This is a genomic window from Microbacterium californiense (assembly GCF_047246625.1).
GTDB lineage: Bacteria > Actinomycetota > Actinomycetes > Actinomycetales > Microbacteriaceae > Microbacterium.
Genome location: NZ_JBFOKQ010000001.1, coordinates 1,998,935 through 2,011,501, shown reverse-complemented (window position 1 = coordinate 2,011,501; position 12,567 = coordinate 1,998,935). Strand labels below are relative to the sequence as shown.

General features: G+C 71.8%; 13 protein-coding genes. 7 read left to right on the top strand and 6 right to left on the bottom strand.

Annotation, left to right across the window (positions count from 1 at the left end; translation table 11 throughout):
• Nucleotides 1-15: 15 nt before the first annotated feature.
• The 5 genes from AB3M82_RS09600 to AB3M82_RS09580 form a co-directional block, all read right to left on the bottom strand.
• Complete coding sequence (locus AB3M82_RS09600) at nt 16-1,149, bottom strand: bifunctional 2-methylcitrate synthase/citrate synthase (protein ID WP_412957414.1); 1,134 nt, start codon at nt 1,147-1,149, stop codon at nt 16-18.
• A gap of 2 nt (nt 1,150-1,151) precedes the next feature.
• On the bottom strand, nt 1,152-2,069 hold the full coding sequence (prpB, locus tag AB3M82_RS09595; protein WP_412957412.1) for a methylisocitrate lyase: 918 nt from the start codon (nt 2,067-2,069) through the stop codon (nt 1,152-1,154).
• The gene (locus AB3M82_RS09590; protein ID WP_412957410.1) at nt 2,069-3,595 is read right to left on the bottom strand and encodes an MmgE/PrpD family protein; all 1,527 of its coding nucleotides are present in this window, start codon (nt 3,593-3,595) and stop codon (nt 2,069-2,071) included. Before AB3M82_RS09590 ends, prpB begins: the two co-directional genes overlap by 1 nt.
• Nucleotides 3,592-4,257, bottom strand: coding sequence for a GntR family transcriptional regulator (locus AB3M82_RS09585; RefSeq protein WP_412957407.1), 666 nt, complete (start codon nt 4,255-4,257; stop codon nt 3,592-3,594). Before AB3M82_RS09585 ends, AB3M82_RS09590 begins: the two co-directional genes overlap by 4 nt.
• 99 nt (nt 4,258-4,356) lie before the next feature.
• On the bottom strand, nt 4,357-5,370 hold the full coding sequence (locus tag AB3M82_RS09580; protein ID WP_412957405.1) for an EamA family transporter: 1,014 nt from the start codon (nt 5,368-5,370) through the stop codon (nt 4,357-4,359).
• Nucleotides 5,371-5,409: 39 nt separating this feature from the next.
• Between AB3M82_RS09580 and AB3M82_RS09575 the strand changes: the two genes are divergently transcribed.
• The 7 genes from AB3M82_RS09575 (at nt 5,410) to AB3M82_RS09545 (ending at nt 11,370) form a co-directional block, all read left to right on the top strand.
• Nucleotides 5,410-5,946 carry a CGNR zinc finger domain-containing protein gene (locus tag AB3M82_RS09575; protein ID WP_412957403.1) on the top strand — a complete coding sequence of 179 codons (537 nt, stop codon included), beginning with the start codon at nt 5,410-5,412 and terminating at the stop codon, nt 5,944-5,946.
• Between the two features lie 175 nt (nt 5,947-6,121).
• The gene (locus tag AB3M82_RS09570) at nt 6,122-6,700 is read left to right on the top strand and encodes a glucose-6-phosphate isomerase family protein (RefSeq protein WP_412957402.1); all 579 of its coding nucleotides are present in this window, start codon (nt 6,122-6,124) and stop codon (nt 6,698-6,700) included.
• Between the two features lie 12 nt (nt 6,701-6,712).
• Nucleotides 6,713-8,203 (top strand): xylulokinase, encoded by a 1,491-nt coding sequence (gene xylB, locus AB3M82_RS09565; RefSeq protein WP_412957400.1) that lies wholly within the window; start codon nt 6,713-6,715, stop codon nt 8,201-8,203.
• Nucleotides 8,203-9,156: a phosphoglycerate dehydrogenase gene (locus AB3M82_RS09560; protein ID WP_412957397.1), complete on the top strand. Its 954-nt coding sequence runs from the start codon at nt 8,203-8,205 to the stop codon at nt 9,154-9,156. Before xylB ends, AB3M82_RS09560 begins: the two co-directional genes overlap by 1 nt.
• A gap of 9 nt (nt 9,157-9,165) precedes the next feature.
• Nucleotides 9,166-10,098: a shikimate dehydrogenase family protein gene (locus AB3M82_RS09555; RefSeq protein ID WP_412957394.1), complete on the top strand. Its 933-nt coding sequence runs from the start codon at nt 9,166-9,168 to the stop codon at nt 10,096-10,098.
• Nucleotides 10,095-11,057, top strand: coding sequence for a phosphotriesterase family protein (locus tag AB3M82_RS09550; RefSeq protein ID WP_412957391.1), 963 nt, complete (start codon nt 10,095-10,097; stop codon nt 11,055-11,057). The genes AB3M82_RS09555 and AB3M82_RS09550 overlap by 4 nt, the downstream gene beginning before the upstream one ends.
• Before the next feature lie 16 nt (nt 11,058-11,073).
• Complete coding sequence (locus tag AB3M82_RS09545) at nt 11,074-11,370, top strand: putative quinol monooxygenase (protein ID WP_412957389.1); 297 nt, start codon at nt 11,074-11,076, stop codon at nt 11,368-11,370.
• A gap of 165 nt (nt 11,371-11,535) precedes the next feature.
• On the opposite strand, the gene AB3M82_RS09540 is transcribed toward AB3M82_RS09545, so the two are convergent.
• Nucleotides 11,536-12,525, bottom strand: coding sequence for an ABC transporter substrate-binding protein (locus AB3M82_RS09540; RefSeq protein WP_412957387.1), 990 nt, complete (start codon nt 12,523-12,525; stop codon nt 11,536-11,538).
• Nucleotides 12,526-12,567 lie beyond the last annotated feature (42 nt).

The window sequence follows — 12,567 nt, the reverse complement described above, 5'->3', positions numbered from 1 at the left end:
CCTGCCGCTCGCGGATCAGGCCTGCACGTGCCGCTCGTCCGGTCCGATGTACTCGGACAGCGGGCGGATGAGGGCGTTCGCCCCCGCCTGCTCGATCACATGGGCGGTCCATCCCGTCACCCGGGCGGCGACGAACAGCGGCGTGAACGTGAGGGTGTCGAAGCCGATGAGGTTGTAGGCCGGCCCCGAGGGGTAGTCGAGGTTCGGGTAGATGCCCTTGCGCGCGACGAATTCCGACTCGAGCGTCTCGTACAGGGCGGCCACATCCGCCCGGCCGTAGTGCTCGACGAGCGTGTCGAGGGCCGCCTTCATGGTGGGCACCCGCGAGTCGCCCTTCTTGTACACCCGGTGGCCGAAGCCCATGATCTTGCGCTTCTCGGCGAGCGCCGTGTCGAGCCACGCCGACACGTTCTCGGCCGTGCCGATCTCGTCGAAGATGTGCAGCACCGCCTCGTTGGCGCCGCCGTGCAGCGGCCCCTTGAGCGCGCCGATCGCGCCGACGACCGCCGAGTACAGGTCGCTCAGCGTCGAGGTGATCACCCGGGCCGTGAACGTCGAGGCGTTGAACGAGTGCTCCGCGTAGAGGATCATCGAACGGTTGAACGCGTCGACCACGACCGGGTCGGGCATCTCGCCGAAGGTCATCCAGAGGAAGTTGGCGGAGTAGTCGAGGTCGTCCCGCGGCGGGATGAGCTCCTGCCCGCGGCGGCGACGCTGACCGTAGGCGACGATCGCGGGGAGGGCCGCGAACAGGCGGATGCTGCGCTCGAGGTTCTGCTCGGGCGTCCCGCCCGCGTGGAGCACCGAACCGCCGGCGTCGGGGTCGGTCGCCCCCAGGAGGCTGACGGCCGTGCGGACCTCGTCCATGGGGTGCGCCGCAGTCGGCACCAGATCGATCGCCGCCCGCACGTCGTCGCGGAGCGCGCGGTGGCCGCGCTCGGTCGCACGGAACTCGGCCAGCTGCGCGGCATCCGGGAGCTCGCCGTGCCACAGCAGGTAGGCGACCGCCTCGAACGGCTGGGTGGCTGCGAGCTCCTGCACCGGGTAGCCGCGGTAGAGGAGGCTGTTCGTCTCGGGGTTGACCTTCGAGATCGCGGTGGTGTCGACCACCACGCCGGCCAGGCCCTTCTTGATGTCGGACTCGGTCATGCTCACTCCTTCGTGTGCTTCGTCTCGTCGAGGGTGAAGTTGTAGACGCCCGAGTCGAAGCGGTTGTAGGACTCGTAGTCGATCAGCTCGTAGAGGTCGGCGCGGTGCTGCATCTCGCCGAGGGCGGAGGTCAGATGCCCCTCCTCGTTCAGGGTATCGAGCGCACGGCCCGCCGCGCCCATCGCGGTGCGAAGAAGCGAGACCGGCCAGATGACGATGCTCACCCCGGCGCTCTGCAGCTGCGTGGTCGTGAAGAGCTCGCTCTTGCCGAACTCGGTCATGTTGGCGAGGATCGGCACGTCGAGCGCCGCGGCCATCGCCTCGAACTCGGCGAGGGTGCGCATCGCCTCGGGGAAGACGGCATCCGCCCCGGCATCCACCAGCGCCTTCGCTCGGTCGATCGCGGCATCCAGTCCCTCGATCGCGCGGATGTCGGTGCGCGCCATGATGAGGAAGTTCTCATCGCGGCGCGCGTCGGCGGCGGCCCGGATGCGCTGGACGGCGGTGCCCTCGTCGACGACGCTCTTGCCGTCGAGGTGGCCGCAGCGCTTGGGGTTCACCTGATCCTCGATGTGGGTGCCCGCGAGACCGGCGTCCTCGAGCTCCTGGATCGTGCGGGCGACGTTCATCGGCTCGCCGAAGCCCGTGTCGGCGTCGACGATCGCGGGCAGGTCGGTCATGCGGGCGATCTGCTTCGCGCGTCCGGCGACCTCGGTGAGGGTGGTCAGGCCGATGTCGGGGAGACCGAGGTCGGCCGAGAGCACCGCGCCCGAGATGTAGACCCCGTCGAACCCCTTCTCGGCGATCAGCCGGGCGCTCAGCGGATTGAACGCGCCGGGGAAGCGCAGCAGCTCTCCGCGCGCGAGCCGCTCCCGGAAGAGCCGCCGCTTCTCGGCCGGAGTGACGGTCGAGTACAGCATCAGAAGAGGCCCTTCGGCGCGGCGGACTCGTCGATCGCACCGGGCTTCGCCACGATCGACAGCGCGGCGACCTCGGCGGCGGTGAGCTCGGGCAGGCGCTGCACGAGCGCGAGGAACCGCTCGATCTCGGCGGCCTCGAGCACGGGCTCGGCCAGCAGCCGGAGCTTCGCGATGTAGTCCGCGCGGGCGAACGGGCGGGCGCCGAGCGGATGCGCGTCGGCGACGGCGATCTCGTCGACGACCGCGGTGCCGTCGGTGAGGCGGATCTCGACGCGACCGCCGAACGCCTTCTCGTCGGGGTCCTCGGAGTGGTAGCGGCGCGTCCACTCGGCATCCTCCGCCGTGGTGATCTTGTGCCACAGCGCGACGGTGTCGGCGCGGGAGGCGCGCTCGGGCGTGTAGGAGTCGACGTGGTGCCAGCCGCCGTCCTGCAGGGCCACCGCGAAGATGTACGGGATGGAGTGGTCGAGCGTCTCGCGGGATGCCGTCGGGTCGTACTTCTGCGGATCGTTCGCCCCCGAGCCGATCACGTAGTGCGTGTGGTGGCTCGTGTGCAGGATGATCGCCTGGATGTTGTCCGGGTCGCGGAGCGCCGGGTTCGCGGTGCCGAGCTTGCGGGCCAGGTCGATCCACGCCTGGGCCTGGTACTCGGCCGAGTGCTCCTTCGTGTACGAGTCGAGGATCGCGCGCTTCGGCTCCCCCGCGGCGGGCAGCGGCACCTCGTACGCGGCATCCTTGCCGTCGAGCATCCAGGCGATCACGCCGTCCTCGCCCTCGTAGATCGGGGCGGGGCTGGTCTGCCCGCGCATCGCCCGGTCGACCGCCTCGACGGCCATCTTGCCCGCGAAGGCGGGGGCGTGCGCCTTCCACGTCGAGATCTCGCCCTTTCGGCTCTGGCGCGTGGCGGTCGTCGTGTGCAGGCCCTGGCCGACCGCCTGGTAGATCGTCTCGACGTCGAGGTCGAGGAGGGTGCCGATGCCCGCCGCGGCCGACGGGCCGAGGTGCGCGACGTGATCGATCTTGTGCTTGTGCAGGCAGATCGCGCGCACCAGGTCCATCTGGATCTCGTAGCCGGTCGCGATGCCCCGCACGAGGGCCCGGCCGTCGGCGCCGGTGTGCTGGGCGACCGCAAGGATCGGCGGGATGTTGTCGCCCGGGTGGGAGTACTCCGCCGCGAGGAACGTGTCGTGGTAGTCGAGCTCGCGCACCGCGACGCCGTTCGCCCACGCGGCCCACTCGGGGCTCGTGCGGCGGTCGAGCGCGGTGCCGAAGAGGTTCGCGCCCGCGCCTCCGGTCGAGACCGGGTGGCTGAACGCCTGCGCGCGGGCGGCGACGATCGGGGCACGGGTGAGGGATGCTGCGGCGACCGAGGCGTTGTCGATGAGGCGGTTGATGATCATGTCGACGACGGCGGGCTCGACCTCGACCGGGTCGGCGGCGACCTCGGCGATCTTCCAGGCGAGCTGGTCCTCGCGGGCGAGGTTCTCGTCGCTGCGGTGCACGCGGACGTGATGGGTGACGGTCATGAGGGTCCTTCGCTGTCGGGGAGGGAGTCGAGGATGCCGGCCAGCGCGTTGTGCAGGTGCACATGGGTCGCGTGGGCGGCGAGGTCGCCGTCGCGGGCGGCGAGCGCCTCGGCGATCGTGCGGTGCTCGGCGGCGGATGCGGCGAGCCGGGCGGGCTTGTCGCGGGCCATCCGCCGGACCCGCACGAGGTGGGTGCGCACGGTACGCAGCGCCGAGGCGATGTAGTCGTTCGCGACGGCCGCGTCGAGGGCGGCGTCGAACCGGGCGATCAGCGCGTAGTAGGCGTCGCGTCCCTCGGATGCCGTGAGGTCGACGTGCGCGAACTCCGCAGCGAGCGCGGCGAACACGCCGGAGTCCCCCCGAGCGGCGGCGAGGCGGGCGGACGTCTCCTCCAGGGCGCGGCGGATCTCGAACAACTCGCGGATGTCGCCCGCGTCGAGGTCGGCCACGACCGTCACCCGGGGCGACTGCTGCACCACGAGTCCGTCGGAGGCGAGGCGGCGCAGGGCTTCGCGCAGGGGCGTGCGGCTGACGCCGAGGCGGGCGGCCTGCTCGACCTCGCCGAGCACCGACCCGGCGGCGAGCGCGCCGGACTGGATCTCCTCGAGCAGCGCCGCGTACGCACGGTCACCGGCCGTGGTGCGCTCGACGGAGAGAGTCATGCATCGAGTGTATACATACGGTGGGGTTTTCGGCCCGCGTTCTCGTCGGCCCGCCCGTTTCGTATGCACACGGGAACCGTGAAGCGAGACGAAGGGCCCTCAGCCGGTCCCTGAGCGAGCGGAGCGAGACGAAGGGTCTTTTTCGGAAGAGACCTCGGGCGACGGCTCGATGAACTCCCGCGGAGCGGGCTCGCCGAGCTTCACGACCACGACGCCGGCGAGCACGAGGGCGGCGCCGAGAGCCTGCAGCAGGTCGGGCAGCTGGCCCAGCAGCAACCACCCGAAGAGCAGGGCGGCGACGACCTCGGCGAGCGCGACGAAGGAGGCGAGCCGCGATCCCAGCATCCGCGTCGAGGCGATGCCGAGCAGGTAGGCGACGGCCGTCGCCAGCACGCCCATCGCGAGCACGGGCACGAACCAGGGCAGGGTGCCGAAGCGGTAGGCGATGTCGCCCGTCGTCCAGGCGATCGGCAGCACCCCGACCGCTCCCGCGATCGTCAGGCCGACGGCACCGAGCAGGAGTCCGCCGCCGGCGAGGGCGAGCGGCGGGAGTCCGGTGTCGGCCTTCGCGGACAGCACGAAGTAGGTCGCGGCGCCCACCATCGCCCCGAGCGCCCAGAGGATGCCGGGTACGTTGACGGCTGCGCCCGAGAGGATGTCGAGCATCAGCACGAGTCCGACGAACGCGATGGCAGCCCCCACGATGCTGCGGCGGCTGGGTCGCTCACCGCGGCGGACCCAGAGCCAGAGGATGACGGCGACCGGAGCCGTGTACTCGATCAGCAGGGCGAGGCCGACGTCCATGACGGCGACGGCCTGGAAGTAGAACAACTGCGTCGCGGTGACCGCGAGCAGGCCGTAGGCCGCGATCATCCCCGCGTTGCGGCGGAGCAGGCCCCAGCGCCCGCGGAGCGACAGCACGGCCGGCACCAGCAGCACGAGGGCCGCCACCCAGACGCGCGCGGTGACCGCCGCCCCGGGCGTCCACCCGGCGTCGATCAGTCCGCGGGCCCATGCTCCCGACATGCCGAACGACACGGCGGCGGCGAGCGCCAGCGGAAGGCCGAGGCGGATGCCGCGCACCCTCGCGCTGTCATTGGTCATGGTGCTCATGGGATGTGACGCTACTCGGCTCGCATGTAAGATGTCAACATGATCTTCACCGATGACACAGCGGACGCCCTCCGCGCGGCCGTGTGGCTCGTGAACTCCGCGGAGGATCCGCAGACGCTCGAGACGCTCGCCGACGAGGACGCCTTCCTCGAGGAGTTCCCGTACACCGGCCGCCTGGACCGCGACGACCGGGAGCTGCAGGAGCTGCGCGCCCTCCGGCCCCGCCTGCGCGCGATGCTCCTCGCCCCCCGCGACGAGACGGTCGCGCACGTGAACGATGCGCTCGCCGAGACCCACCTCGCCCCGCGCCTGGTGAGGCACGGCGGCACCGACTGGCACCTGCACGCCGTGGGCGATGAGCGCCCCCTCGCCGAGCGCGTGCTGATCGAGACCGCCATGGCGATGATCGACGTGATCCGAGCAGACGAGGGGTCCCGCCTGATGATCTGCGACGACGACACCTGCCTCGCGATCGCCCTCGACCTGAGCCGCAACCGCTCCAAGCGCTACTGCTCCGCGACCTGCGCCAACCGCAACGCCGTCGCCGCGTATCGCGCCCGCCGGGCGGAGGCGTAGCTCCGGCATCCTCCCCGGCGCGGGTCGCGGCCGCTCACGCGCGCGCACCCCGACCCACGGATGAGCGCCCTGCTGTAGACGCCAACCTGTAGTAACAGGTATGCTCACCTGTAATGACAGGTTGCGGTCGACGCAGCCGCGCAACGACGCACGCACGCCGCACCGAGGAGCACCGATGCCCGAGTACCACACGCCGCCGATCGCCCCGATGGCCATCGCCTTCGACGCCGAGAAGCTGACGCTCTCCCCCGAGGGGCCCACACTCACCCGGCGGATGTCGGACCTCGAGGGGCTCTTCCTCGACCACGACGCCTGGAAGACCGCGGCCGAGGGCGAGAACCCGGTCGTCTACACCGTCGTCAGTTCGCCAGTGCCCGAGGTCGAGCGCGAACTCCCCCAGTCGATCACCACGATCATGCCCGGCGACACGTCCGGCGAGCTGTGGATGACCAAGGGTCACCAGCACCCCGACCACCAGGGCGAGATCTACCTCGCGCTGAAGGGCCGCGGCGGGCTGCTCATGTTCGACGGCGAGCGGACGGAGTGGCTCGACATGCTGCCCGGCACCATCGGCTACATCCCGCCGGGCTGGGCTCACCGCTCGGTCAACACCGGTGACGAGCCCTACTCCTTCCTCGCGGTCTACCCCGGCGGAGCCGGCCACGACTACGGCTGGGTGCTCGAGCACGGCATGGGGTCGCGCGCCTACCGCGACGCCGAGGGCTCCGTCGACCTCCGCCCCTACTCCGCCTGAGCCGAGGTCGCCATGATCATCGCCCACGACCTCGGGACCACGGGGAACAAGGCCTCTCTCCACCACGACGACGGCCGGCTGGTCTCCTCGGTGACGGTGCCGTACCCGGCGCACTTCGCCGCCGGGGGCGTCGCCGAGCAGGATCCGAATCACTGGTGGGATGCCGTCGTCCGGGCGACCCGCGGACTGATCGAGAAGACGGGCACCGCGGCGTCCGACGTCGCCGGTCTCGTCGTGGGCGGCCAGATGATGGGCGCCGTGCTGCTCGACGCCGACGGCGAGCCCGCCCGCCCGGCGATCATCTGGGCCGACACCCGCGCGGGGGCGCAGCAGCGCGAGCTCGAGGAGGCACTGGGCGCCGAGCATGCCTACGGCATCCTGGGCCACCGCCTCAACCCGACGTACTCGGTCGAGAAGATCATGTGGGTGCGCGACAACGAGCCCGACGTGTGGGCGCGCGTGCGCCGCTTCTGCATCGCGAAGGACTTCATCGTGCTGCGGCTGACCGGGCGCCTCGCGACCGACCGCTCCGACGCCTCGGGCACCAACGCCTACGACCAGCGGACGGGCACGTGGTCCGACGAGGTGCTGCGAGCCGCACGCCTCGACCCGTCGCTGTTCCCCGAGATCCTCGACTCGACCGCCGTCGCCGGGCCCCTGACGGATGCCGCGGCCGAGGCCCTCGGCCTGCACGCGGGTGTGCAGGTGGTCATGGGCGGCGGAGACGGCCCCCTCGCGGCGGTCGGCTCCGGCGTCGTGGCGCCGGAGGACGGCGCCTACGTCTGCCTGGGCACGTCGTCGTGGATCTCGTTCGCCGCGGACGCCCCGCTGCACGACCCCGCGATGCGCACCTTCACGTTCGACAACGTCGTGCCCGGATCGTTCGTGCCGACCGCGACGATGCAGGCGGGGGGCGCGTCGGTCCAGTGGATCTCGGAGGCGCTCTCGGCCGACCCCGCGCATCCCGAGACCGGCCGGCTCACCGCCGAGGCCTCGGCCGACGTCGACACAGACGACCTCTACTTCCTCCCCTACCTGCTCGGAGAGCGCTCGCCGCTGTGGGACCCGGACGCCCGCGGCGCGTTCGTCGGCCTGGCGCGCCACCACACCCGCGCACACCTCGTGCGCGCGGTGCTCGAGGGCACGGCATTCAACCTGCTCACGTGCATCCAGGCCTTCCGCGACTCGGGAGCGACCATCGACCGGATCGACGCGGTCGGCGGCGGCGCGCAGAGCGACGTGTACCTCTCGGTGCTCGCCGACGTCTGGGGCGTGCCGGTGCGACGGCGCACGATCGTCGAGGAGGCGAACAGCCTCGGCGCGGCCGTCACGGGCGCGGTCGGACTGGGCCTGGCCGAGTTCTCGGCCGCCCGCGCCCTGAGCGAGGTCACCGCCGAGTTCATCCCCGACGCCGCCCGCCACGCGGTCTACGCCGAGCGGCACGCGCGCTTCACCGACGCGTACAGCGCGCTCGCCCCCTGGTTCGCGGGGAGACCGCGCTGATGGCCGTGATCCTCGTCACCAGCCGCTCGTTCTCCGACGGCGACCTCGACCTCGTCGAGCGCGCCGCCATCGCGGGCCACCGCATCCTCCGCGGTCCCGCCCACCACGATCTCGACGAGCTGCGCGTGCTGCTGCACGGTGCCGACGCGTGGATCGCCGGCACCGGACCGATCACCGCGGAGCACCTCGACGCCGGACCGCGGCTCAAGATCATCGCCCGCTACGGCGTCGGCACCGAGTCGGTCGACCTCGACGCGGCCCGACGCCGCGGCATCCCCGTCTCGAACACCCCCGGTGCGAACGCGGACGCCGTCGCCGACCACGCCGTCGGCCTGATGCTCGCCGCCCTGCGCTTCGTCCCCGACGGCGACCGCCGGGTGCGCGACGGCGACTGGGGCGTGCGCCGCGGGCGGGAGCTCGGCGCCGCGACGGTCGGCATCGTCGGCTTCGGCCGCATCGGACAGGGCGTCGCGAAGCGGCTGAGCGGATTCGGATGCCGGATCCTCGCCGCCGACCCGTTCCTCCCCGCCGACCTCGTGCGGCAGAACGGCGCCGAGCCGGTCGAGCTCGACGAGCTGTTCCGCCGCGCCGACCTCGTGTCGCTGCACGCCCCGGGCGGGCAGCTGCTCGTCGACCGCGCCCGGCTCGCGGGCATGCCCCGCGGAAGCATCATCGTCAACACGGCGCGCGGCGACCTGATCGACGAGCGCGCCGTCGCCGACGCTCTGCACGACGGCATCCTCGCCGGCTACGCCGCCGACACCCTCGACGGCGACACCGCCGCGAAGGACAGCCCCCTGCTGTCGCCCGCCCTCGCCGACCGGGTGATCGTCACCCCGCACCTCGGGGCGCAGACCACCCAGGCCGTCGACAACATGGGATCGCTCTCGCTCGACGACGTGATCGCCGTGCTGAGGGGCGACGAGCCCCGCCACCCCGTGAAAGCCCCGTAGGAGACATCCATGACCGCCACCCCTTCCGCCGGATACATGGGCTTCGTCGGCGTGAGCACCGGATCGTCGTCGATCATGCAGGTGTTCCCCCGCTGGGCCGACGTGCTCGGGCTGCCGACCCGCGAGCTCGTCGGGCACGACCTCCCGATGGACGCGACGCCGGAGCAGTACGTCGCGATGGTCGAGCAGATCCGCGACGATCCGAACCACCGCGGCGCCCTCGTGACCACGCACAAGATGAACGTGTTCGCCGCGGCATCCGACCTCTTCGACGAGCTCGATCCGTTCGCCGTCTCGTGCAGCGAGATCTCCAGCATCTCGAAGCGCGGCGACCGCCTGATCGGCCGGGCGAAGGATCCGCTCACGGTCGACCTCGCGCTGAACGACTTCCTCCCCGCCGACCACTTCGCCCGCACGGGCGCCGAGGTCGTGATCCTCGGGGCCGGCGGCTCGGGGACGTCCCTCAGCTGGGCGCTCGCGGAGCGGGCGGACGCCCCGGCCCGCGTCACCGTCACCGCCCGTGACGACGCGTCGCTCGAGCACCTCGAGGCCGTGCACCGCGAGCACGGCACGGCCGAGGGGCTGCTCCGGTACGTGCGCACGGACACGCCGGCCGAAGCGGCCGCGCTGGTCGCCGCCGCCCCGGCGGGCTCCGTCATCGTCAACGCCACCGGGCTCGGCAAGGACCGGCCCGGGTCGCCGCTGCCCGACGACGTGGTCTTCCCCGAAGACGCGTACGTCTGGGAGTTCAACTACCGGGGCACGCTGGAGTTCCTGCACCAGGCCCGGGCCCGGGAGCAGGCGCGCTCGCTGCACGTGGTCGACGGCTGGCGCTACTTCATCCACGGGTGGTCGCAGGTGGTCGCCGACGTGTTCGAGCTCGACCTGACCCCCGACATGGTCGAGCGGCTCGCCGACGCCGCGGAGTTCGCGCGGCGATGATCCGCACGGTCCTCGGCGACATCGCCCCGGCGCTGCTCGGGGCGACGGACTGCCACGAGCACCTGTTCCAGGTGTCGCCGTTGCTGCCGGGCGACGAGCTCGACGACGAGGCGCTGTCGACCGAGGAGGCCGGACTGCTGCGCGACAGCGGCTTCGCCGCCATGATCGACGCGACCCCGTTCGGCATCGGCCGGGACCCCGAGGCGGTGGCGCGCATCAGTGCCGCGACCGGCCTGCGCGTGGTCGCCACGACCGGACGCCACCGCGAGGCGCACTACGACGCCGACCACCCGATCCGGTCCTGGGACGCGGAGCGACTGACCGCGCTGTTCGTGCGCGACATCGAGGTCGGGATGCCGGTCGCGGATGCCGCGGTGCCGGCCCCCGCCCCGGCGCCGCTCGCCGCCGCGCCCGACGGCGCCCCGGTGCGCGCCGGCATCCTCAAGGGCGGCACCGACTACTGGCGCATCAGCGCCTTCGAACGCACCACCCTCGACGCCCTCGCGGCCGCCCATCGCGAGACGGGCGCCGCGATCATGGTGCACCTCGAGTTCTGCACGGCCGCCCACGAGGTGCTCGATCTGCTCGCGGAGCAGGGCGTGGCATCCGATCGGGTGGTCCTGGCCCACGCCGACCGTGACCCCGACCCCGGCCTGCACCTCTCGCTCGCCGAGCGCGGCGCCTACCTCGGCTACGACGGCATGGCCCGTGCGCGCACCCGCTCCGACGCCGAGCTCCTCGCCCTGACCGCCGCGGTGGTCGAGGGCGGCGCCGGCGACCGCGTGCTCCTCGGAGGCGACGTCGCGCGCCGCACGCGGTACATCGCCTACGGCGGGATGCCGGGGCTCGCGTATCTCGGCGACCGCTACGTGCCGCGGCTGCGCACCCTGCTCGGCGGAGCCGCCGTTGACCGCCTGCTGCACGACAACCCCGCGCGCCTGCTCGACCTGGCGCGCTGACCCCGAGGAGGGCCCGATGGCCGAACCCACCATCCTGCACGCCACGTTCACCGCCCGGCCCGGTCAGGGCGACCGGGTCGCCGAGCTGCTGCGCGGCTTCGCCGAGGGTGTGCGCGCCGAGGAGGGAAACGTCGTCTTCGACGCCACCCGGCTCGTCGACGACCCCGACCGCTTCTTCGTGTACGAGGTCTATCGCGACGAGGCGGCGTTCCAGGCGCACCTCTCGGCGCCCGCGGGCGTGCCCTTCAACGCCGCGCTCCAGGAGCTGATCGTGGAGCCCTCGTCGCAGCTCACGTTCCTCCGCCGCATCTGACGCTCTCTCCCCCTACGCCGAACCACCCCTTTTCGTGCGAACCACCCCTCTGCGCACCGCCCGAAACGGGGTGGCTCGCACGTAGAGGGGTGGCTCGACCCGGCGGGAGGGGGCATGAAGAAGCCCCCCGCCGTGAGGCGGGGGGCTTCTTCGGGACGGATCAGATCACTGGTAGAGAACCGCAGCGATGTCCTCGTCCTCGAGGTTGTTCTTGTCGTACCAGTACGAACCGGTGTCGTAGAACTCGTCGACCGAGTCGCCGTTGGCGGCGTCGTACGCGGCCTGCACGACCTGCGCGCCGATGCCGATCGGGTCCTGCGTGATGGCACCGGCCATCGTGCCGTCCTTGATCGCGTTGATCTGGGCCGCGCCGGAGTCGAAGCCGATGATGGTCAGCTCGCCCTTCTCGAGGCCGAGCTCGTTGACCGCGTTCACGACGCCGATCGCCGAGCCCTCGTTGGTGCCGTAGATGCCCTTGAGGTCGGGGTGCGCCGCGATCATGGCCTTGGCGATGTCAGCCGACTTCAGGTGGTCGCCGTCACCGTACTGGATGTCGACGATCTCGATGTCGGGGTAGTCCGACTCGATCTTCTCGACGAAGCCGTCGCGACGCTCGACACCGGTCGAGTTGATCTGCGAGTGGCCGACGATCGCGACCTCGCCCTCGCCGCCGATGAGCTCCGCCATGTGCTCGGCCGCCAGCGCGCCGGCGACCTTGCTGTCGGTGGCCGCGAGGCTCAGGCCCACGTCGCCGTCGCACGGTGCGTCGAAGTAGACGACCGGGATCTCGGCCGACTTGGCCTTGTCGAGGTACGGGACGCAGGCCTCGGGGTCGAGGGCGGCGTACGCGATGGCAGCCGGCTTCTTGTCGATGGCCGTCTGCAGCATCTGCAGCTGCGCGTCGACCTCGGTCTCGGCGGCCGGGCCTTCGAAGGTGATGCGGACGCCGAGCTCGGCGGCCTTCTCCTCCGCGCCCTTCTTGACGGCCTGCCAGAACTGGTGCTGGAAGCCCTTCGAGACGAGGGCGATGTACATCTCGTCGCCGCTGCCAGCATCTCCGCTGCCCGCGTCGCCGCCGTTGCTCGAGCACCCGGCGACGGCGATCGCCGCCGTGGCGATCAGTGCCGCGAATGCGGTCTTCTTGCCGAACTTCATGGAAACTCCGTTGTTTGTGGTGGGCGTCGACCCGGGAGCCGA

Bases quoted from the DNA above. Each gene is read 5' to 3' on its own strand.
- AB3M82_RS09560 (WP_412957397.1), top strand. From the start codon at position 8,203: ATGGCCGTGATCCTCGTCACCAGCCGCTCGTTCTCCGACGGCGACCTC.
- AB3M82_RS09540 (WP_412957387.1), bottom strand. From the start codon at position 12,525: ATGAAGTTCGGCAAGAAGACCGCATTCGCGGCACTGATCGCCACGGCG.
- xylB (WP_412957400.1), top strand. From the start codon at position 6,713: ATGATCATCGCCCACGACCTCGGGACCACGGGGAACAAGGCCTCTCTC.
- AB3M82_RS09555 (WP_412957394.1), top strand. From the start codon at position 9,166: ATGACCGCCACCCCTTCCGCCGGATACATGGGCTTCGTCGGCGTGAGC.
- prpB (WP_412957412.1), bottom strand. From the start codon at position 2,069: ATGCTGTACTCGACCGTCACTCCGGCCGAGAAGCGGCGGCTCTTCCGG.
- AB3M82_RS09600 (WP_412957414.1), bottom strand. From the start codon at position 1,149: ATGACCGAGTCCGACATCAAGAAGGGCCTGGCCGGCGTGGTGGTCGAC.
- AB3M82_RS09585 (WP_412957407.1), bottom strand. From the start codon at position 4,257: ATGACTCTCTCCGTCGAGCGCACCACGGCCGGTGACCGTGCGTACGCG.
- AB3M82_RS09590 (WP_412957410.1), bottom strand. From the start codon at position 3,595: ATGACCGTCACCCATCACGTCCGCGTGCACCGCAGCGACGAGAACCTC.
- AB3M82_RS09580 (WP_412957405.1), bottom strand. From the start codon at position 5,370: ATGAGCACCATGACCAATGACAGCGCGAGGGTGCGCGGCATCCGCCTC.
- AB3M82_RS09545 (WP_412957389.1), top strand. From the start codon at position 11,074: ATGGCCGAACCCACCATCCTGCACGCCACGTTCACCGCCCGGCCCGGT.
- AB3M82_RS09575 (WP_412957403.1), top strand. From the start codon at position 5,410: ATGATCTTCACCGATGACACAGCGGACGCCCTCCGCGCGGCCGTGTGG.
- AB3M82_RS09570 (WP_412957402.1), top strand. From the start codon at position 6,122: ATGCCCGAGTACCACACGCCGCCGATCGCCCCGATGGCCATCGCCTTC.
- AB3M82_RS09550 (WP_412957391.1), top strand. From the start codon at position 10,095: ATGATCCGCACGGTCCTCGGCGACATCGCCCCGGCGCTGCTCGGGGCG.